At 42.6% G+C, this 22,145-nt stretch carries 19 protein-coding genes; 9 read left to right on the top strand and 10 right to left on the bottom strand.

Going from position 1 to position 22,145, the window contains the following annotated elements; translation table 11 throughout:
* Window positions 1-156: 156 nt before the first annotated feature.
* The gene (gene leuA / locus AAEY80_RS11570; protein ID WP_478010603.1) at window positions 157-1,908 is read left to right on the top strand and encodes a 2-isopropylmalate synthase; all 1,752 of its coding nucleotides are present in this window, start codon (window positions 157-159) and stop codon (window positions 1,906-1,908) included.
* Window positions 1,909-2,192: 284 nt separating this feature from the next.
* Window positions 2,193-2,813, top strand: coding sequence for a hypothetical protein (locus tag AAEY80_RS11565; protein ID WP_025652784.1), 621 nt, complete (start codon window positions 2,193-2,195; stop codon window positions 2,811-2,813).
* Between the two features lie 162 nt (window positions 2,814-2,975).
* Here the strand turns inward: AAEY80_RS11565 and accC are convergent, their stop codons facing one another.
* The 5 genes from accC to AAEY80_RS11540 all read right to left on the bottom strand — a co-directional run bounded on the left by accC (window position 2,976) and on the right by AAEY80_RS11540 (window position 9,004).
* Complete coding sequence (gene accC, locus AAEY80_RS11560) at window positions 2,976-4,337, bottom strand: acetyl-CoA carboxylase biotin carboxylase subunit (RefSeq protein ID WP_025652783.1); 1,362 nt, start codon at window positions 4,335-4,337, stop codon at window positions 2,976-2,978.
* A gap of 139 nt (window positions 4,338-4,476) precedes the next feature.
* Complete coding sequence (accB, locus tag AAEY80_RS11555; RefSeq protein ID WP_025652782.1) at window positions 4,477-4,905, bottom strand: acetyl-CoA carboxylase biotin carboxyl carrier protein; 429 nt, start codon at window positions 4,903-4,905, stop codon at window positions 4,477-4,479.
* 369 nt (window positions 4,906-5,274) lie between these two features.
* Entirely contained in the window at window positions 5,275-6,642 is a 1,368-nt protein-coding gene (locus tag AAEY80_RS11550) for an MATE family efflux transporter (RefSeq protein ID WP_350588347.1), read from the bottom strand.
* Between the two features lie 652 nt (window positions 6,643-7,294).
* The gene (locus tag AAEY80_RS11545; RefSeq protein ID WP_025652780.1) at window positions 7,295-8,335 is read right to left on the bottom strand and encodes a hypothetical protein; all 1,041 of its coding nucleotides are present in this window, start codon (window positions 8,333-8,335) and stop codon (window positions 7,295-7,297) included.
* A gap of 195 nt (window positions 8,336-8,530) precedes the next feature.
* Window positions 8,531-9,004: an EVE domain-containing protein gene (locus AAEY80_RS11540; protein ID WP_025652779.1), complete on the bottom strand. Its 474-nt coding sequence runs from the start codon at window positions 9,002-9,004 to the stop codon at window positions 8,531-8,533.
* 692 nt (window positions 9,005-9,696) lie between these two features.
* Between AAEY80_RS11540 and hemW the strand changes: the two genes are divergently transcribed.
* Entirely contained in the window at window positions 9,697-11,016 is a 1,320-nt protein-coding gene (hemW, locus tag AAEY80_RS11535; protein ID WP_037025603.1) for a radical SAM family heme chaperone HemW, read from the top strand.
* Between the two features lie 122 nt (window positions 11,017-11,138).
* Here the strand turns inward: hemW and AAEY80_RS11530 are convergent, their stop codons facing one another.
* A complete protein-coding gene (locus AAEY80_RS11530) occupies window positions 11,139-11,279 on the bottom strand; it encodes an entericidin A/B family lipoprotein (RefSeq protein ID WP_037025595.1) in 141 nt (46 codons plus the stop codon).
* Between the two features lie 376 nt (window positions 11,280-11,655).
* Here AAEY80_RS11530 and AAEY80_RS11525 point away from each other — a divergent pair, with 376 nt between their 5' ends.
* Complete coding sequence (locus AAEY80_RS11525) at window positions 11,656-12,219, top strand: tRNA (cytidine(34)-2'-O)-methyltransferase (RefSeq protein WP_350588346.1); 564 nt, start codon at window positions 11,656-11,658, stop codon at window positions 12,217-12,219.
* 75 nt (window positions 12,220-12,294) lie between these two features.
* Here AAEY80_RS11525 and AAEY80_RS11520 read toward each other — a convergent pair whose 3' ends face one another.
* The 4 genes from AAEY80_RS11520 to tusD form a co-directional block, all read right to left on the bottom strand.
* On the bottom strand, window positions 12,295-12,657 hold the full coding sequence (locus AAEY80_RS11520; protein ID WP_201578149.1) for a TusE/DsrC/DsvC family sulfur relay protein: 363 nt from the start codon (window positions 12,655-12,657) through the stop codon (window positions 12,295-12,297).
* Window positions 12,654-12,983 carry a hypothetical protein gene (locus AAEY80_RS11515; RefSeq protein WP_201583610.1) on the bottom strand — a complete coding sequence of 110 codons (330 nt, stop codon included), beginning with the start codon at window positions 12,981-12,983 and terminating at the stop codon, window positions 12,654-12,656. The genes AAEY80_RS11520 and AAEY80_RS11515 overlap by 4 nt, the downstream gene beginning before the upstream one ends.
* Before the next feature lie 258 nt (window positions 12,984-13,241).
* On the bottom strand, window positions 13,242-13,565 hold the full coding sequence (locus AAEY80_RS11510; protein ID WP_350588345.1) for a hypothetical protein: 324 nt from the start codon (window positions 13,563-13,565) through the stop codon (window positions 13,242-13,244).
* A gap of 64 nt (window positions 13,566-13,629) precedes the next feature.
* Window positions 13,630-14,064, bottom strand: coding sequence for a sulfurtransferase complex subunit TusD (gene tusD, locus AAEY80_RS11505; protein WP_201566733.1), 435 nt, complete (start codon window positions 14,062-14,064; stop codon window positions 13,630-13,632).
* Between the two features lie 748 nt (window positions 14,065-14,812).
* Here tusD and glnE point away from each other — a divergent pair.
* The 5 genes from glnE (at window position 14,813) to AAEY80_RS11480 (ending at window position 22,059) form a co-directional block, all read left to right on the top strand.
* A complete protein-coding gene (gene glnE, locus AAEY80_RS11500; protein ID WP_201566731.1) occupies window positions 14,813-17,662 on the top strand; it encodes a bifunctional [glutamate--ammonia ligase]-adenylyl-L-tyrosine phosphorylase/[glutamate--ammonia-ligase] adenylyltransferase in 2,850 nt (949 codons plus the stop codon).
* A gap of 403 nt (window positions 17,663-18,065) precedes the next feature.
* On the top strand, window positions 18,066-18,995 hold the full coding sequence (locus tag AAEY80_RS11495; RefSeq protein ID WP_201566728.1) for a branched-chain amino acid transaminase: 930 nt from the start codon (window positions 18,066-18,068) through the stop codon (window positions 18,993-18,995).
* A 116-nt stretch (window positions 18,996-19,111) separates the two neighbouring features.
* Entirely contained in the window at window positions 19,112-19,948 is an 837-nt protein-coding gene (locus AAEY80_RS11490; RefSeq protein WP_201577869.1) for a glycosyl transferase, read from the top strand.
* Window positions 19,949-20,049: 101 nt separating this feature from the next.
* Window positions 20,050-20,916 (top strand): glycosyltransferase, encoded by an 867-nt coding sequence (locus AAEY80_RS11485; RefSeq protein ID WP_101211958.1) that lies wholly within the window; start codon window positions 20,050-20,052, stop codon window positions 20,914-20,916.
* A 60-nt stretch (window positions 20,917-20,976) separates the two neighbouring features.
* Complete coding sequence (locus tag AAEY80_RS11480) at window positions 20,977-22,059, top strand: glycosyltransferase (RefSeq protein ID WP_201566726.1); 1,083 nt, start codon at window positions 20,977-20,979, stop codon at window positions 22,057-22,059.
* Window positions 22,060-22,145: the final 86 nt, after the last annotated feature.

The raw sequence follows: 22,145 nt of genomic DNA, 5'->3' as shown, positions 1-22,145 counted from the left end.
ACTTTGCTATTATTAGGCTATAAGTTTTAGTTATCTCGTATGAAAAATACGGATCTAATCAGTAGCCTTACCCGCTAAAATATAAATCTCCATATTATCTAAGGATTGATTATGTCTGACCAAGCCACACGCACTGCAGCCACGCCGAGTGCTAAGATGACACCAAAAAGCACCGCTTTTGATTATAAAAAGTATCGTCCATTTGCGTTTGCGCCGTCACTGCCAGATCGCACATGGCCAAGCAAAACGATTGAAAAGTCACCAATATGGGCAAGTGTGGATCTGCGTGATGGTAATCAGGCTCTGATCGATCCAATGACCATTGAACAAAAAATGCGCTTTTTTGAGACCTTGGTTGATGTGGGTTTTAAAGAAATCGAGATTGGTTTCCCATCCGCGGCGCAAGTAGAGTTTGACTTTGCCCGTAAGCTAATCGAAGAAAATCATGTGCCTGACGATGTGACGTTACAGGTTTTGGTACAAGCACGTGAGCACTTAATTGCGCGTACGTTTGAGTCGTTAAAAGGCGCAAAACGGGCGGTGGTTCATGTCTATAATTCAACCAGCCGCGTCCAACGTGAAAAAGTCTATGGCAAGAACAAAGCTGAGATTAAAGAGATTGCTATCACAGGTGCCAAGCTAGTGCAGGAATACGCGGCAAAGTACCCTGAGACAGAGTGGGTGTTTCAATATTCGCCAGAAAGCTTTAGCCAGACAGAGACTGAATATGCGGTAGAAGTTTGCGATGCCGTGTGTGAGGTTTGGCAACCGCAGCATGGTCAGGAGGTGATTTTTAACTTGCCAGCGACTGTCGAAGCATCCATGCCCAATGTCTTTGCCGATCAAGTTGAGTATTTCTGTCGTCATCTTGCGATGCGTGAGCATGTGATTGTCAGTCTGCATACGCACAATGACCGTGGCTGTGCCGTTGCGGCTGCCGAGCTAGGGGTACTTGCAGGGGCAGATCGCATCGAAGGGACGTTGCTTGGTAATGGTGAGCGTACCGGTAACATGGATATCATGGTAATGGCGATGAACTTGTTTAGCCAAGGTATCGATCCTGAGCTTGATTTTAGCAATATGAGCGAAATCGTCCAAGTGGTTAGCGAATGCAATAACTTGCCGCTTCATCCACGTCATCCTTATGTTGGTGAACTGGTCTTTACCGCCTTTAGTGGCTCGCATCAAGATGCCATCAAAAAATCTCTCGATTATAACGAGCAGCACAAAGACCAAACGGATAATGTTTGGGATGTGGCTTATCTACCCATCGATCCGGCGCACATTGGCCGCAGCTATCAAGATGTAGTACGTATTAACAGCCAGTCTGGTAAAGGCGGGGTTGCTTATATCTTGCAACGCAACTATGGCTTTAACTTGCCACGTTGGATGCAAATCGACTTTAGTCGCGTGGTGCAGCAGCAGGCTGAGACAGTGGCGCGCGAACTACAAAATGATGAAATCTTACAAACCTTTGAAGACACCTATTTACGTCAAGGTAGCTTTGAGCTACTCGATTACAGCGTGAACAATAAAGGCGGACAGGTTTATTTTAACGGTCAAGTACAGATGAATGACGATATCATTACTATTGATGGTACGGGTAATGGCCCATTGTCCTCATTTATCAATGGCCTAGCGCAGCACACTGGCAAGTCGCTACACATCATCAATTATGCTGAGCACGCCATCAATCCGCAGCACAACAATATTAATGGTGATGGCAACGGTATCGATGATGATACCAATAGCGACAATAAGACCGATGCCAATGCTGCCGCTTATATTCAATTGAATGTCGATGGGGACGTGTATTCTGGTATTGGTACCTGTAGCAGTACGGTATCAGCCATGCTAAAAGGCGCGTTATCTGCCTTTGCACAAGCAATCAGCACTACGACCGCTTAATATCTTAACAGTAGTACATAGTGCGCTCGTAGCGTCAATACTGCACACTCATAACGTCATGATTCTTTGCGATTCGTCAATGAGAGCCATGGCGTTATTGTTTGAGTGGTTGAAACTCACGGAGATAGCAATCACTTAACTTATGATAAGATAAGTAAGGTGTCATTAGATAAGATCTTGGACGAATGGTAAAAGCCAATAGCATAATGTTACTTGTGTTTTTGGTGTCTAAGACTTACGCTAATGTTCGTATTACTCTATTATTATAAATAAAAAGGTTAATTATGGAACCGATATCATTTGCTTCATTTACATTGGCCTCTATTCTGGCCTCCTTGCCAGCGAATGGCGAAGTAGTTAGTAAGCCGACGATTACGACGCATATTAGTCCTGCCATTGCTGGACAATGGGAAATAGATTTAGACAGTAGTATTACCATGACAAAAGAGGCAGAAGCTCGGCAAGCGGCTTTGGCTAATACCCAAAATGGCAAAAGCGACGAGCCAAAAATAACCGCTGGTACAGATGGTGGCATCCTTACCCAAAGCGAAGAGCGTGTCCTAAATATTCAGCCGAACAGCGCTAGCAACTTGATAGATGCTGCTGCGCGCGCCAATCAATGTCGCGAGTTATATAACTTTGGTGCTGACAATGAGATGTGGGCGGTCAGCGGTAAAGAATGGACGTACGGTCGCTATTTGGTCACTCATCGCGAAGAGGGCTTGCCTGTCATTGCCATTAGAACGGTGTATGACAATAATGAAGTAGACTGCTCAGGTAATAAGGTTGACCAGACAGATGAGGCGCTGATAGCGTTTTTGAACCATGATGGCAACCAAATGCAGTGGTGCGCCGACCCTGATGGCAAAGAATGCTTTATGAACTTCAATAGAGTATTGCCATAATTTTTGATTAAGTCATATTGATATACTGAGCTCTAAAGAAGGTTTTTATTTTACATGAGCCCATTAAAGAACCCGCCATCTTAGTAGATAGCGGGTTCTTTAATGGGGATATCAATGCTAATAGCGGTTCGCTTTATTTTTGCAGAAAACGAAAGTTGTGAATTAAGAGGCTGCTTTGGCTTTCTGCGCGGTCAATAATTCTCTTTCTAGATAGTGGATGTTTTGTGCTTCTTGCACAAACTTATCATCCGCTAAAATCACATCACGGTGCATCGGTATATTGGTTTTGATACCTTCAATCACCAATTCATCAAGTGCGTGTAGCGTCTTGGAAATCGCTTGCTGGCGAGTTTGCCCATGACAGATCAGTTTGCCTATCAACGAGTCATAATAGGTTGGTATCTCGTAGCCGGGATAGAGATGAGAGTCAAAACGAACACCAGCACCACTTGGCGCAAACAACTGATTGACGGTACCCGGACAAGGCATAAAGGTCGCTGGATCTTCAGCATTTATACGGCACTCAATCGCGTGACCTTGAATTTCGATCTCGCTTTGACGGTAAGACAAACCATAACCTGCCGCAATCTTTAGCTGCTCAACGACGACATCAATACCCGTAATCATCTCGGTAACTGGATGCTCTACCTGTACCCGAGTGTTCATCTCAATAAAGAAAAACTCGTTATTTTCAAACAAAAACTCAAACGTACCAGCACCGCGATACTTAACAAGCTCGCAAGCTTTGACACACGCTCTTAAGATAGGTTCACGCACATCATCAGGAATATCAGGGGCAGGGGCTTCTTCTAATACTTTTTGGTGACGACGTTGTAATGAACAATCACGGTCATATAGATGGATTGCATTACCATTACCATCGCCCAGTACTTGTACTTCGACGTGGCGCGGATTTTGTAGGTAGCGTTCCATATAGACGGTATCATCACCAAACCATAGCTCAGCTTCTTGCTTTGCCGCCTGTACTTGACCGATAATATCTTCAAAGCGTTCAACCACTCGCATACCACGACCACCACCACCAGAGGCCGCCTTGATCAACAGTGGAAAACCGATATTACGTGCTTGCTCTTCAGCATTATGTAACGTCACTGCTCCAACAGAGCCAGGTACGGTAGGGACGCCTGCTTTTTTCATGGCATTAATAGCAGAGACTTTGTTACCCATCAGGCGAATATGATCCGCATTAGGACCGACGAAGGTTAAGCCTGCCTCTTCAACACGCTCTGCAAATTCAGCGTTCTCAGACAAAAAACCATAGCCGGGATGGATAGCATCAGCACCAGAGATTTCTGCTGCTGTCAAAATAGTATTAATATCAAGATAGCTTTGATTGGCATTGGGTTTGCCGATACAGATGGCTTCATCAACGAAACGCAGGTGCATTAAGTTAGCATCAGCTGTTGAATAAACGCCTACAGTTTCGATTCCTAGCGCTTTACAGGCACGAACAATACGTAGAGCGATTTCACCTCTATTGGCGATGAGCAGTTTTTTTATCATGGGGTCATCCTTGTCGAAGCGGCAGTTAATGATGCAGTCGCTATATCAGTCATCGATGGGCATCATCAAATGCAATGATGGGGTGCGATGACTAATAGCGCAATGTCAATCATAACGATGTAAAGTATGGCGAATCTTATTACGCTTTATAGCGAATGATAGGCTGACCAAACTGTACGACTTCAGAGTTATCTACCAAGATTTCGTCAACGACACCACTTTGAGTCGCTTCAAGGGGATTCATGATTTTCATGGCTTCGATAATACCAAGCGTATCGCCCGCTTGCACTTTTTGTCCGACCTTCACAAACGGCGGATCATTCGGGCTAGGGGCTGAATAATAAACACCGACCATTGGCGACGTCTCAACGCTACCAGCTTTTACCGCCGGTTTAGCGTCAGCTGCGATAGGTGCTACTCCAGCAGCAGGCGCAGCCATCATGGTTGGCGCTGGCGTATCGTAGTGCCGCGTTAGGCTAATATGCTCATCATCTGAACTGATTTCTAAATTGACCAGTTCACTTTCTTCCATGAGGGCGATTAGGGTACGTATTTTTTCAATATCCATAATTTTTATAATGCCTTGTACTAAATTCGAGAAATAGTGTAACGAAATATTGTCTAAGTAATTGCTAATGATACCTAGATTCGCGGCAATGAGCAATCAATGTACAGTTGTTAACTGAGAAATTTTACATATTTTGACGTAAGCTTTTCTTGTGAGTAAGAAATGCTAATGATTTATCATAGTCTATGTGACGAGGTAGCGCCAGTACTGGTTACTAGACGCTACTTACTAAAGACTAAAATTAGATAAAAATGATATAGTCAATCCTATATAAGTTGGATATGGTGTCAGCCTTGCTTAGTCTACTAATTGTAGTACTTTCGCTCGGCTTCCTTGTATCTAAATTATATTGAACCGACTATAGCAACTTTAAGCCCAAAGTATCCTGAGGCGCTTTTGTTGATAGCGTAGACGCAGGGTGAGCAGAATCGAAGATAAGAAAAGACCAGTGATTAAGGCCATCCAAAACCCTTGCGCGCCCACATCGGTGAAACGCACCAAATAGATGCCAAGGGGCAAGGCAACCAACCAATAGCAAAATAGCGTGACCCACATTGGTATTGTGGTGTCTTGCATGCCGCGCAGTATGCCCGCGACATTGACCTGCCAACCATCAAATAGTTGATAAGCAAGCGCAAAGATGAGGAGGTGCATGGCTTGTGCTCTGACTTCTACATTGTCTGTGAACGCCGCTGCCAGTTGTGGGTGAAACAGCCAAATACCCAGCATACACACGAAGGCAATCAGGACAGTCCAGATAAGACCAGTCGCTTGCACATGGCGCAGCGTGAGTAGGTTCTTTTCACCAAAGCGATTCGATATCATAATAGTCAGCGCCATGGCAACGGATATCGGTATCATAAACAGCTGCGAGGTTACCGCTAATGCGACTTGATGCGACGCGGTGGCCAGCTCACCCAATGGACTAATGACAAGAGCGCCCAAGCTAAACAGACTGGCTTCAAAAAATATAGAGATACCAATTGGAATGCCAAGCTTCAGCAGTTTTTTTATCTGCGTGCGATTGGGTCTCGCAAAACCATAAAAGAAGCGCGTGCTGGCAAATTGCTGGCGCTTAGTAAAGCTGGTATAAGTGGCCAATAATAAGACGTTTATCCATAATACCAGTGCCGTTGCGACCCCGCAGCCTGCACCGCCCATTTCTGGCATACCAAACAGACCATGGATAAAGATATAGTTGAGCGGGATATCAGCGAGTAGGCCAATGATACTAATGATTGTCACGGGCTCTGGTCGCCCAAGCGCTTCACAATAACTACGTAGCACGGCATAGACCGCCAGTGCAGGGAAACCAAACGACACCCCATGTAAATATTGCGACGCTATTGGTTGGATATTCTCAGGGACACCCATGATGCCAAGAACATTGGGTGCAAGATTGACAATAATGAACCCAAGAATACCGATGACGCCTGCTGTCCATAAAGACTGCTGGGTGATGTGCGGTACTTGGCTGTGTTTATTTTGTCCGATTGCTTCACCAATGAGAGGGGTAGTGGCGATTAAAATACCTGTCGCTAATAAAAATAATGGTAGCCAGATACCAGAGCCAACAGCGACCGCCGCCAAATCAAGGGCAGAAACTTGACCTGCCATGATGGCATCGACGACACCCAGTGCCGCTTGGCAAAACTGAGTAATCAAGATGGGTAAGGCGAGCACGCCTAAGCGTAAACTGTAGCTTTTAAAATCAGTAAAGGATATTGGCAACGCCATAATTAGCAACTTTTTATGATTCACGGTGGTTAGTGTTGATAGACAAATACTGCCATCAACCACTCAATAGCGAGACAGTAACCGGAGTGTTGTAGCGACGATTAATAAGACGAGAAAGTCTATATAAACTAGGGTCTGTTGAACATTCAAATATTAGGACTGCTGATTGCTAAAATCGTCCCAAACTAGTCGTAAACCGACGATAATGTCGAGACCTTAGCTAGGTTTACAACAACGTTTGGGGTGATTTTAGTATCAGCCTTTCAGGGCAGGGCTATTTTTTGCCAATACATGGCGAAATTATCTAATCTAGAATGACTAGGCGTCAAAAATTTCACTGCGTATTGTTTAAAAAATAGCCACTGCCAGTGCCACACTTGAATGTTCAACAGACCCTAAGTATTAGAATAAAAATATGATACTAAAAGTGAAGACACTCAAATAAAAATAACCCGTCAATCCAAGTGATAGATTGACAGGTCATAAGTAGATAGGATGGTAAAGAAGCCAGACAAGTATGTCAACGTTTTAGGAAGGTTTTATAATGCTGAGCGACATCTATAACATTTATAACATTGTGCCTAGATTCATATAACTGTGCCTAGATTCATATAACATTGTGCCTATATCCAGACTTTTACATGGCTTAGGCCTACAGGGATTCTGGCAAATCTTGTACCACTGCTTGATAGCCGATCAACTTATTATTAGCATCAAATGCTTGCACCACAATAGCGTAGTTGGTTGAGCTATTAGGAATCACAGGTGTAAACTGGGTCTCACGATTGCTCAATACTAAGTTTTGCACGTAACCATTAGCGCCAGACTCGGCTTTATTAACATCAATTTGACTGACCAATAGGTGCTGAGTATTGATGGGGTTTTGCCAAGTGACGATTTTTTGGCTACCATTGCCCGTTACATCGAGGTTCATTTTACCAAGGTCATAATCGAGCGGATAAGTGGTAAAATTGGCGCGATCGCTTAACGTATAAGTCACTTTGCAATTGTCCTCACCGCTGGACAGTTTTTGCCCGCCTAAGCCATCTAGGTATTCAAAACTGCCTTTCCACGGTGAGCCCGCTTGTTTTTCCTCAAAGCTACCTGCAAAAGTGGTGAGCAAGTTTGGTGTCTCTAAGCCTAAGTCACTGACATATTTAACGTCCAAAAACTCCAAGGTATCGAGGCTACCAGTCACTTTGCCAGCGATATAGTTGTCGACTTTTAGCCCTGAGTTGATGCCCAAAGCGTTGTTTTCTTGGCAAGCTTGCTGCTGATAACTAAAGCTGCCATCGACGCTACCCGCACCTTGCTCACTGATATCGAAGTAGACAGCACCAATATCGATGTCATTACTATCACCGTCGTTTAGCTCGATGAAGTGTCCGACATATAAGCCGCCTCGTCCGCCTTCTGGAGTGAGCTTGTCTAAGAAATTATCAAATGATTCCTCTGGTAAAAACACAGATTCTAAAATCTCTGCCATACTTTTTTCGTCATCAGTCAGCTTATCTTCGGCTTTTTTATATTTTTCTTTGACTTTGTCTTCTATACGATCGTATTCGTTTTTAACCTGATCTTCTACGCGGTCGTACTCTTCTTTGACCTTATCGCCATCACTGCCGCAAGCGCTCAGTGTTAGGCCAAACATACTAACGGTTAATAAAGACAATACTAGTTTGGGTGCGCTCATAAACGAGTCCTGATAATTGAAATATGATAGTTATAAAAAGATGAGATATTACTATTGAGTATGGAGATGTTGTTATCTGCTAATAAATATAGCAAAATTTAAACGACGAGCGCAGGGATAAGTGTTAATTGATGTCAGAGAAAGTATACCCAATAGTTACCGCGCAAGATGATCATTATCTGACAATAAATCATCTCACAATAAATCCATATGATCCGACATCTCTATAATAGCGTGCCAGTGCTTGGGCTCTAGAGGAATGACGGTTAGCTGCTGACAGCCCTTTCTAAGCAATAATGAATCCTCAAGTGCAGGCAAAAACTTGAGTTCTAATAAGGGCAATACTTCTATAAACGCTTGCTCAAAGGTGACATCTACCATATACCATCGTGGCTCATCTTCGGTGGCGATAGGGTCGTAGTGACGATATTCCGGATGAAACTGGGTGGGGTCCGGATAGCCGGCTTTACTGACGGTCATGATACCAGCAACGCCAGAAGGCTTGGCGCTAGAGTGATAAAAGAACACCTTGTCACCGACTTGCATATCATCGCGCATAAAGTTACGGGCTCGATAGTTGCGCACGCCATCCCAACCTTCTGTGCCTAAGCGTTGCAAATCGTGAATACTAAAAAACTTTGGGTTTGATTTCATAAGCCAATAGGCCATATCTTGTATTCCTTTATTATTAGCAGTGGTTTATTAGGGTCTGTTGAACATTCAAATGTGGCACTGGCAGTGGCTATTTTTTAGACAATACGCAGTGAAATTTTTGACGCCTAGTCATTCTAGGTTAGATAATTTCGCCATGTATTGGCAAAAAATAGCCCTGCCCTGAAAGGCTGATACTAAAATCACCCCAAACGTTGTTGTAAACCTAGCTAAGGTCTCGACATTATCGTCGGTTTACGCCTGATTTGATAAAAGGTTTGGGACGATTTTAGCAATCAGCAGTCCTGATATTTGAATGTTCAACAGACCCTAGTAACCAATTTTTATCAGTAACGATTATATTGCCTGTCAGATGCCAGTATTAACATGGATTTTGTGAGTGGTTTTGTGAGTTATTTTGTTGTCATGATGCTTTTCATTAAGGCTTCTAACCGTTATCCTAGCGATACTTTTTATAGCTATAGTCAATCCTACATAAGTCAGATACGGTGTCAGGCTCACTTAGCCTACTATTTGTAGTACTTTCACGCGCCTTCCTTGTATCTAAACTATATTGAACCGACTATATAATAATGGCTCAATAATTAATAAGTCTATCTATGCCCAAAACTGAATCTGAAAGCCATTTAAAAGAGAGTAACGGCGTCGATATTATCAATAGCGATGCTCATACGACGGATATAAGCGTGATGGATATTCCGTTAGCGCTCTACATTCACATTCCATGGTGTGTAAAGAAGTGCCCGTATTGCGATTTTAATTCGCATGAGCTACCAGCAGACAGTCAGCTATCGATGTATGAGGAATACGTCGATGCTTTGTTATTGGATGCTCAAATGCAGCAACCATTGACTCAAGGGCGTGAAATTGGCTCGATATTCATTGGCGGTGGTACGCCATCGCTACTGCCGATTGCGCAATACCAGCGTTTATTTGCTGGCTTGCGTGCGTGTTTTATATTCGCAGATGACATTGAGGTTACGATGGAGGCCAATCCGGGTACGCTTGAGCACGCGCCATTTGCTCAGTATTTGGATGTCGGTATCAATCGCTTGTCAATTGGGGTGCAAAGCTTCGCTGCGGATAAACTTAAAACTCTCGGGCGCATACACGATCCAAAGCAAGCATTATCAGCGATTAAGGCGGCACGAAGTGCTGGGTTTGAACGCGTCAATGTCGACTTGATGCATGGCTTGCCGCAGCAAAGCTTAACCGAAGCACTAAATGATATTCAAACCGCACACACTGCTGGCGCGACCCATATCTCATGGTATCAGCTAACGATCGAGCCTAACACGGTGTTTTACCGCAGTCAGCCTATTTTGCCCGATGAGGACAGCCTCGCTGATATTGAGCAAGCCGGTCAGGCATTGCTACTGCAATTGGGCTACGATAATTATGAAGTGTCGGCATGGTCTGGCGCTTCCGATAAGCCGTGCCGCCACAATGTCAATTATTGGCAGTTTGGTGATTATTTGGCGATTGGCGCAGGTGCTCATGGTAAGGTGACTGTTGCTAATAACAAGTCAGATGATAACGAATTAGGTGATAATAAAGATTCAGGCGATAATAAGCAATCAGGTAATCAAGTGGCACTATTAAGCGAAAATACATTTAAAGCGTTAGAAAAGTATGAAGGTCAAAGCAGTGAGTTATTAGCAGAATCAGGTATTTATCGTTTTAGTAAGTCACGCTTACCGAAGGATTATGTCGACTATCAAGATATTACTGACCCATCTAACACCAGCCAGAATTTCCCAAAAATGATTGGTTGGCAGCAGATTGATAGTGATGAGCTGGTCAGCGAATTTATGCTCAATGCACTACGTTTACATGCTGGGGTGTCATGGGCATTGTTTGAGGCTCGAACAGGGCTTTGCTATGACAGTATCGCTGAGCAAATCAATAAACTAATCAAGCAGGGGTTACTCGTGGATGATCGTCAGTATCTAAAACCGACTGCATTAGGCAGCAGATACCTCAACCAAATATTAAGAGCGTTCTTATAATAGAAAACTGCTTATTTTAGATATTCTGAAATGACTACTTAAAAGAAATAATGTAACAAAGCAAAAAAAGGCTTACCAAACAAATGGTAAGCCTTTTAAAAACAAGTCTAATAAATGAATAATTAGATTTTGTTTTGTACGTCTTGAGCACCGCCAGTTACAGCATCGCCAGCGCTAGATACGTCTTGACCTAGACCTTTAAAAGTGTTGCAACCAGTCAATACAAACATAGCCGTCAAAGATGCAATGATTAATTTTTTCATAATAATTTCCTCAAAATAGATAGGTGGTTATAAATAACAACAGCGATGCTAAGCAGTTTGCTTAAGCCTCACTGAAGGATTACAGGATACGACAACAATGTGTGTATATTATCTCGCAATCCAGTAAAGCCATAATAAAGAAAGTTAGAATCTGTGCCCAGTATCAAAATGTAATTTTTGCCAGTAAACTGTAACTTTTGATTACGCTTGGCATATATATTCCATTCAAGGTAATTTTTATATAAAGACAACGAGCGAATCCATTAGCAAAAGCTACTAGCAGTAGTGGGTTGAACGAGCCCGATAGCTAAATCTGTTTATATAGGATTGGCGATAGCACTAAAATAATGATGTTCAAACAATTGATGGAGTGATAATGACTATTCATATCGTGCTGGTAGCACCCAAAATGCCCAGTAATACTGGCAATATTATTCGTTTATGTACCAATAGTGGGGCGCAGTTGCATTTGGTTAAGCCATTAGGATTTGAGCTTGATGACAAAAAACTACGCCGTGCAGGATTGGATTACCATGAGTATGCCCATCTGCAAGTACATGACGATTGGGCAGCTGCTAGGCAAGCGCTTATAGCATCGGACTGTCATGTCATCACAGCATTGACCACCAAGCTGAGCAAGCCATTTTATGAGTATAATTTTAGTGGGCAAGTTGCTGACAATGAGCAAGATGCGCTGACATCGCCCCCCAATATTGCTTTAGTATTCGGCTCTGAAACAGCAGGATTGGCGGATGATATTCGTGAAAGTATCGGCGCTGATCATTGGTTGCGCTTGCCTATGCTGGCAGATTCACGCAGCTTGAATCTGTCCAATAGCGTGGCGATATGTCTGTATGAGATATGGCGTCAGCAGGGTTTTGCGGGTGATGAAGGTCGCAGTGTTGGGTATGACACGCTAACGGTTTATGACCCAAAGTAGCGGCTGATATACTGATCGATTTTTACTGAAAGTCATGCTTTAAACGTCTGAACGCGAGCAGCAATCAGTGCTACTTTATAAGCAATTAGGCGGCTTCGGTAGTCCAGCAAGACGATTGACATGACGGGCGACCAAGCCAGTATTGAATAATTGCTGGAGTTTTTGATTGCTAATATCGTGCTCTGGCAAGGTCTTTTGTAACCACTTAATGAGCGGTCTTGTCGCTGGCGCGTGATTAAACTTAGTAAAAAAGGCTCGCACTTGTTGCAGAATCTCTAGATGTTCCGCTGTCAAATTGACATCTAGCGTATTTGCCAACTGCTGTGCAATCGCAGGTGACCAAATAGTGTGATCACATAAATGGCCGTCTTGATCGAGCGCAATATTATCTGCCGTTTCAGCAGACGTGGTAGCGGTAGTAAGGACATCATTAGTCATAAGGCAACCGTCACCACTTTATCAAACTGGCTGTCTTGAGTCAGAGTGACCCATTCATCATCCGTTAGCAGACCGGTTAGCTTGGCCGTTAGGTTGAGCTGCGTAGCTATGTTCGGCGTTAGCTGTGCCACATCATCGGAGAGCGCATAAACACCCGCAATACCATCGATATCATTTTCACCTAAAGAGGCATTGAGCCAATCAATAAAAGCGACAGTCGTGCCCAGTAACAGAATACTGTCGCCTGTGTGCCACGTGTGTGATAGCTCTTCTGTGCTGCGTTCGAGCTTATCCATGCTGCTATGTAATTGGTATAAGGTGGCCATAATGGATCCGATTGCTGGTTATATTTTGATTGGCTAGAGCGTGTCTTTAATTCACTCGATAGTCATCTAAATGGGCTAAAAATAGCTAAATCTTGCCAAAAATCATCAAATAGCTGGTTAATATCTTGATATTATCTACACTATTTTTCTTGTTTGATGGCAATTTATCTCATTTTTAAAATGAAAACACGCCCTAGAATTGCGTCATCTAATACTATCGTTTGATAGCGTTGTGATATTAAAAACAGCGTTGTGGTATTAAAAATTGAGTATTTGCTCAAAGTCTTGGGAATCAATGACCTCAGGCATCAAAGTTAATTGACTAGCCAAGTCAGTCGGCAACATACCGGTGAGCCATCCACTAAATACATCCGCAGGTAGCCACGCCGCTGGCATATCATACAGCTCAAGCGATTGAATCATGCCATGTAAACGCGATGTTGGTTGCATTAATAAACCAAAGACAGGGGCATCCAAATAAAGCTGGACGTCGTGACCAAAAGTTGCCAGCGTCAGTGCGAGGGCACAACCTTCATAACTTGCTATTTCTGTCGGTGTCCGCAGCTGAATCAGTAATTTCATGGTTTATTCCAAAGGTTGGTTGTCACAAGCAGTTGTCAAACAGAATACCGTCAATCATGCGTTGCTAGAATTGTATGAGGCGGCAGTTGCTTTGCATCATCATTGCCAACTCACTCAGCCCAACCAAGCTAAATCCTGCTGCTAGGTTGTCCCCTTCAAGTTGATGGCGAGCACCATTTTCGCGATCACTAATCCCGCGACTGAGGGCAGTGCTGACGCAGACAGGTAATGGCAATTGATATTGCTTAGCCAGATTTTGCCATTGTTGAGTGAGGTCGATTTGTTCGGCTGACTGCCAACGTAAGCGATTGGCGGTGTGAGCACCATCTGCATAAAAAAACACATTCAAGATAGCCTGCTGTTTAGAAACATCACTATCCGTTGTCTTAGTATTCATGACTGTGCTCTTAAGATAGGCGCGAGCATAGCGTAAGGCTAACTGGGCAAGCGGATGACTGGGATCGGCTGTAACAAGTAGTAGCGGGGTATCTGTAGTCATAAATGTGGTATCGCTGTTTAGCAGTTGTTGATAATAAGGATTAGCACTCAATTATTGAAGGTATGGATCAGTATTAGGGTCTGTTGAACATTCAAATGTGGCACTGGCAGTGGCTATTTTTTAGACAATACGCAGTGAAATTTTTGACGCCTAGTCATTCTAGGTTAGACAATTTCGCCATGTATTGGCAAAAAAAGACAGCCGGTATACTTTCAAAACCTTCAACAAAGTTTTCTCGATATTTGATTTGCTCATTATTATACCATTCTACGATTTGTTTTTTTCCTCATCAAACCTGTTGTTCAAGTCGTAAAATGCAAAGCCTACTATAGTAGATTCTCAATAAAATAGGTACATGGTGTCGTAACGCAGAACTGAGACACATTTTTCTTGTTTTCTTGTTTTCTTGTTTTCTTGTTTTCTTGTTTGCTGTGTCTGTGCTGGCAGAGGCTGCGAAAAATTTGTCTCAGTTTTGCTGTATGATTTTTGAATTGAACTGACTATATAATGGCAGTTCTTTTTGACACTGTTTTGATGAACATGTGCATCAGTCCTATAGCTTGAGATGTTTATTCTTTATAAGATAGCCTTCATCATCAGATAACCTTCATCGGTAGCACGAGTTTTTAGCGCAACTTTCCAAAATGGTAATATGTTTTTTTAGCATAGCTTTGAGCATAAAATTTTCATGCTATTATAATAAAAATGACACTCGCTATAATTTATATTGCAAGGAACGTTTATTACTATGCCATCAGCTGCAACCAATAATAATGACTATCAACCGACATCGGCGCAAATCCAAGTATTGCAGACGGCGAGTGAGTTTGCTTATCAGATTTGGCAGAGCCGAACCGCCTCCTGTCAGACATTTTTACGCAGTTATCCACTTGATCATACCTTAACACGTCAGCAAATTGATGATCTGATACAAGATTATACCTTGGATGAAAACTACCAACTGGCTAATGAAGCCAAGGTCATGAGTGGCCTACGACACTTACGCATGCTGCTGATGATGCGCTGGATTTGGCAAGATGCCCTCGGTATGATTGCCCTCGAGCAATTGACCGATGAGCTGTCTGAGTTTGCTGATGGTTGTATTTCGTTCGCCAAGGAATATACCTATCAGGAGCTGGTGACCCGCTATGGCAAGCCAACCTTCATCAATGAGCAAGGCAACGTTCAAACTGATGACATGGCGATTATGGCGATGGGTAAGCTTGGTGCTCACGAGCTGAACTTATCGAGTGATATCGATCTTATCTTTGTTCATCAAGCCCGCGGCGCTACCGATGGTGACAAAGCAAAAGGCACTCGCAGCATCGATAACAAGCGTTTTATGACCCGGCTTGGTCAAGGGATTATCAAGCTATTGGATAACAATACCGCTGATGGTTTTGTGTTTCGTGTCGATATGCGCTTGCGGCCGTGGGGTGATGGCAGTGATCTGGCTATTCATCTATCCGCCTTGCAAAAGTATTTTTCCTTGCATGGGCGCGCATGGGAGCGTTTTGCATGGTTAAAGGCGCGTGTAGTGGGACAAATAGAGTCGCCATTTTATGACCGAATACAAGCGCTCATTAGGCCTTTTGTCTTTCGCTATTATGTCGATTACAGTGCTTTTTCAGCGCTCAGAGAAATGAAGTCTTTGATTCAGAACCAAGTGGCGCAGCGTGAAGATTTGGATAATATTAAGCTGGGTGCGGGCGGGATTCGAGATATTGAGTTTATCGTACAAGCTTTCCAATTGATTTATGGCGGTCGGCATCCACAGCTACAGGTTAAGTCGTGTTTACAAGCCATGCAGGCGTTATATGAGCTCAAATATTTAGAGCTGTCAACTTATGAGCAGCTGCAAGCGGCCTATCGCTTTTTGCGTCGACTTGAGCATGGCATTCAGGCCATCAATGATCAGCAGACCCAGCGCTTACCCCATGACCACTATTGGCAGCACAATCTCGCCATTACCCTTGGGTTTGAAGATTGGCAGGCATTGCTCAACACACTGAACAGTCATCGAAACAATGTAAATATACCATTTGAGCGCATGGTGACCGAACGTCAGGTTCCCGCTAAAGAAGATACCGAGCTCGAACCAGCTCATTTTGAAGAACAAATTGCCAGTTTGGATCAAGTATTGACAGAAGAGAACCGCGCGCAGTTGCAAGAGTTTTGGCAATCAAAGATGGTCGCCAACTTGAGTGATGAAGCCAGAGAGCGCCTGGATGATGCGTATCCTGTGATTGTCCATGCGTTACTGGCGCATCAAGAACAGCAGCAGCTGGCCAATACCGCCTTGCCACGCTTGATTGCCTTACTAGAAGCGATTTGCCGCCGTTCTATTTATTTGGTCATGATTGCCGAAAACCCCAATGCAACCATTGAGCTGATACCAATGCTATCAGCTAGCCCTTGGATTGCAAAAGAGCTGGCGCATTACCCAGTGCTGCTAGATACCTTTTTACAGCAGCGCTACCGTCACTTGCCAGACAAGCTAGAGCTGCATGATATCTTGCGCCAGCAGCTACTGCGTGTAGAGCCTAACGACGAAGAAGAGCTGCTTAGCGTATTGCGACTGTTCAAAAAAAATCAGGTACTGGCTGTTGCTGCCAGTGATGTGTTGGCTGAACGGCCAATTATGAAAGTGTCTGATTCACTCACTTATATCGCGGCAGTGGTATTAGAGGCAGCACTTGAGCGCGCCTTTGCAGAGATTGTCAAACGCTATGGCTATCCTATCGGTCAAGATGGTGATCCGGTCACTGAAGCCGATTGCGGTTTTGCGATTATCGGTTATGGCAAACTTGGCGGTCTTGAATTATCGTATTCTTCTGATTTGGATTTGGTGTTTTTACATAAGATAAAAGAGCAGGGAATGACCACGGGTGAAAAATCAGTGAGTGGCATGAAGTTCGCTGCTCGTCTGGTGCAAAAACTGATGAATTATCTCAATACGCAAACTCGTGATGGACGCGTTTATGATATTGATATGCGCCTGCGCCCATCTGGTAATGCCGGTATGATGGTGGTTTCTTGTCATGCGTTTGAGACCTACCAGCTCGAAAAAGCTTGGGCATGGGAGCATCAGGCCTTGGTGAGAGCACGGGCAATATGTGGGGACAAACGAGTGACAGCACTTTTTTGTGATATTCGCCGCAATGTGCTGGCACTACCGCGTACGATTGAGCAAGTTCGAATTGATGTCACCAGTATGCGCATAAAAATGCAAAAACATCTGGGCACCAGTCAATGGCAGCAACAAGCGGGTAAATTTCATCTAAAACAAGATGCGGGCGGCATTGTAGATATTGAGTTTTTGGCACAGTTTGCGGTATTGGCCTATTCACATGATCACCCAAGCTTGACGAAGTGGAGTGATAATGTACGTATTTTTGAAGAAGTCGCGGCACTCGGTATTTGGGAGGAGCAAGTATGTCAGGATTTGACCGATGCTTATCTACGTATACGCGCTGCTACCCATCAATTGGCATTGTCCGAGCAGTCATTATTGGTTGATGAATCACTGTGGCAAGAGACGCGGGCATTGGTGCAAGCGCAGTGGCAGCATCTTATGGGTGTAGATTCAACGGAGTAAAAATAGTATTAATGGTCTGCAGTACTGTTTGCTTCCATAAGATAATATACTCAAATCCAAAATTCTAATATAAAGAAAAGCCATTTAGGTACAAACTAAAACTTTGCATTTACCAGCATTGCCAGTGATATAATTACTGGCGCATCATAATAACTCTATAGTCAATCCCTTATAAATCGGATACGATGTCAGGCTTGCTCAGTCTACGATTAGTAGTACTTTCACTCGCCTGTCTTGTCTCTAGATTGTCTCAACCGACTAAATCGTAGTTGTTTGCAATAATGAATCTTTATTTTGATAATAAAAATCGATGCTGTGGTGTTATCATATGATGTTGTTAAATACCATTAATTAAAATTTACTCAAAAAAGTTAGACGCCAGCGCTAGCATAAGGACTATAAAATGAATATGGCAACACAAGATGGTAAGCTTTGGATGAATGGCACAATGATTGAACAGCCAGATGCCAAAATTCATGTATTGACTCACAGCTTACATTATGGCATCGCCGTGTTTGAAGGCGTGCGCGCCTATCAAACCGATGATAAGCGTACCGCTATTTTCCGTTTGAAAGATCATACTGAACGCTTGCTTGGCTCTGCCTTTATTTTTCAAATGGAGGTGCCTTTTGATGCGGCTACCCTTGAGCAAGCCCATAAAGATGTGGTCAAGCAGAACAACCTAGAAGAAGCTTATATCCGCCCGCTGATATGGATTGGCGCTGAAAAGCTGGGCTTAGCTGCTCATGATAATAGTATCAATGCGATGGTTGCTGCGTGGCATTGGGGTGCTTATTTGGGCGAAGACGGTATTCAAAACGGTATCCGAGTAAAAACGTCTTCTTATTCTCATCATTTGCCTAACGTCACTATGTGCAAGGCCAAAGCATCGAGCAACTATCCGGTGTCTATCATGGCGAACCGTGAAGTTACGCGTAATGGCTATGATGAAGCGATCATGATGGATTCACAAGGCTATGTCTGTCAGGGTTCAGGCGAGAATTTATTCTTAGTCAAGAACGGCGAGCTCCATACGCCAGACTTAGCGGGCGGGGCATTGGACGGTATTACTCGTCGTACCATTATCCAATTTGCCGAAGATTTAGGTATCAAAGTCACTGAACGTCGTATCACTCGTGATGAGTTTTATTTGGCGGATGAGATATTTATGACCGGTACTGCTGCGGAAGTCACGCCTATTCGTGAATATGATGACCGCACTATTGGTAATGGTGGTCGTGGTGAAATGACTGAAAAGCTGCAAACGCTGTATTTTGATGTGGTTCATGGCCGCAATGAGAAATATATGGATTGGTTAAGCTTTATTGATTAAAATAAAAGTTTATTAAAAAAATATTTAAATCCATCCAAGAAGCTGAGCATAAACGTTCAGCTTTTTTATGCTAATATATTTGTCATATTTATCCATACAATTAAAGTGAGCAGTTTATGCCAATAGACTCTAGTACAGCAGATAATGAAAATATCAAACAAATTATCTGTATTAAATGGGGTACGAAATACGGAGCTGATTATGCCAATAAACTTTATGGCATGGTATCACGTAATATTACCCCGCCGTTCCGTTTTGTCTGTTTTACCGATGACACCACAGACTTACGTCCAGAGATTGAATGCCAGAAACTACCTCCTCTAGATGTGACCATGCCAACCAATACTTTGGGTAAATGGCCAAAGTCGCGTTTGTGGGGTGAAAAGCTAGGGGATCTAACTGGTACCGTACTATTTGTAGATTTAGATGTCATTATTGTAGATAGCCTTGATCCTTTCTTTGAATATGGCAAGCCCGATGATATTGTTTTGTCTTATAATCCAAGCAACCCTTTAGAGCGTTTGGGACAGACTTCCTGTTTTAGATTTCAAGTTGGTTCGCTGATCTCTTTACAAGAAAAATTTAAAGCGGATCCACAAGGTATCGCTGATGAATATCGTTTTGAGCAACGCTTTGTGACACGAAACGCCCCAGGTGGCGTAAAGCTATTTCCAAAGGCATGGGTAGCACACTTTAGGCGCAAGTGCCGCCAACCATTCCCACTTAACTATGTCAAGGAACCAAAGATCCCCAAAGGTGCTCGCATCGTAATATTCCCTGGTGATCTATATCCTACGCATGCTATTGAAGGTAAGTACAATAAAAACGCGGCTAACAATGCTAAGGATCACTTAAAAAGAATCACTGAGCCCAAAAATCTAAAAAGACCACTGCGCCATTTGCGTCATTTTATTTTACCAGTAGGGTGGATAGAAAAATACTGGCGAGAGTAAGTGGAAATTAGAAAAAATAAATAGCAGCCAGACATTCTTTAGCTTAGAGATTAATTTAACCATACTACATTTATAATGTTTACCAGTTAGCAGGTGAAGATATGAAAGAGAATGAAACTATCAGAGTCTTTGTGGGGTGTGATCCTAATAACTGTGATTTAGAGCAGATGATGGTACTAGATTACAGTATTCATAAACATACTAGTGTACCAGTTGAAATAGTGTGGATGCAGTTATCGCGTGATCCTAATAGCTATTGGTATTCTAATCCTGAGACTGGCGAAGGATGGAATACTACTAAATGGGATACCCCGTTTTCAGGGTTTCGTTGGGCGATTCCAGAATATTGTGATTATTCTGGATATGCTATCTATATGGATACAGATGTTGTAATTTTAGATGATTTGTTAAAATTATGGAATCATCCAATTGATGGGAAATCTATAGTAGCGGCTAAGAAAGTTTCTAAAAAAACTCGCATGTGTACCTGTGTATGGGATTGTAGTCGTGCTAAAAGTATTCTCCCTTCAGTTGAGAAGATTATGGAGGATGCTGATAGTCATAAAAAAATAATGGAGATGATAAAAAAGAACCCACGACTTTTAGAACCCTTCAATGACAGCTATAATTGTATTGATGGAGAAAGTTTACCGATAGAAGCTATTAAAGTTTTACACTATTCTGATATGGGCACGCAGTTTAGTCATAAGTATTCATTGAAAAGGATTGAAGAAGAAGGTTCAAAGCATTGGTTCGATGGAGAAGTTTTACCACATCCTAGACAAGATTTAGTTGAGTTATTTGATAGTTATTACAGTGAGGCTTTGGCTAACGGTTATCAATTAGAAAACTATCGTGTAGACCCTTTTGGAGATTTTCCAAAAAAATCCCAGCAGCGTTATACTGGTAATAATGTTACTCGTCCAAAGCTTAAAAAGTCGTTATTTTCAAAGATGTTTAAGCGTTAGTTTATTATTTTACTAACAAATAATAATACAAGTATTTGATTTATTTATAGGTTGTCAGTTATGAAGAAATCCACCAAAATAGTGGTATTAGCTATCAATTGCCTACAAGGTGGTGGTGCAGAGCGAGTCGTACTCACTCTAGGGAAAGGTTTTTATGAGTTGGGTTATGAAGTGCATATTTTAAGGTTTAAACCATTAGTTCAATATGAACTTGATGTAAATCTTAACTATCATGTACTTAAGTTTAAGCCTTATAAACTTGTTCCAGGTAAAGAACGTCGAGACGAGATATTTGCACGTAGAGTAGATAAGTACATTACAAAAAAAATTGGACAACCAGATTTGATATTATCCAATCTTGATCGTTCGGACAGTATTTTTAGTTATAGCAAATTAGAAAATATTGTTTACGTTATACACAATACCGTATCGCTGTTATATAAACTCAAGAAAGAAGAAGATATTAACAAGAAAAAAGAAGAGCTATTGAGAATTTATTCTAAACATCCTTGCGTATGTGTGAGTGATGGTGTGGAAAGAGATTTCATTCAGACCTTTGGTAATATCACACCGACAACAGCAATTCATAACCCTATTGATAGAGACGTTATTCAAAGACAGGCTAATGCCTTTATTCCTGAATATCAAAATTATATTGTTCATGTGGGTAGTTTTAAAGATGCAAAACGTCATGATCTATTGATCCAAGCATATGCGCGAACCGATCAATCTATGCTTTTATTACTGTTAGGTCAAGGCAAGCACAAAAGTGAAGTGGAAAGATTAGTTGCAGAGTTTAAACTTGAAGATAGGGTGATATTTTTAGGATTTCGTGAGAACCCTTTTCCTTATATCAAACATGCTCAGTTCAAAGTATTGACTTCTGACTGGGAAGGCTGTCCTTTAGTAATACCTGAAGCATTGGCTATAGGCACGCCTGTTATAAGTACTGATTGCCCATCGGGTCCAAGCGAGCTACTTCCAAGTAATAATTTAATGCCAATGAGAGATATAGAAGCTATGGCAGATAAAATGAATCAAGCAATGAAAAGCCCTCAGCAGTTCCGCTCGCCCTTCGATGAAGATATGCTTCCTATAAAGATAGCGGAGAAGTATAATACATTCGCAGAAAGTCTAAAATGAATATTAGTGTATCCCCCTATGGCAGGATAGTTGTCACCCCTAAAGAATAATCCAAATGGGGGCACAAGGACCAATCATGCCACGTT

Origin of the sequence: Psychrobacter sp. 78a-MNA-CIBAN-0178, from assembly GCF_040309625.1 — a bacterium.
Classification (GTDB): Bacteria; Pseudomonadota; Gammaproteobacteria; order Pseudomonadales; family Moraxellaceae; genus Psychrobacter; species Psychrobacter okhotskensis.
Note: the sequence above shows the minus strand (reverse complement) of the source record. Positions and strands in the feature narration are given on the sequence as shown.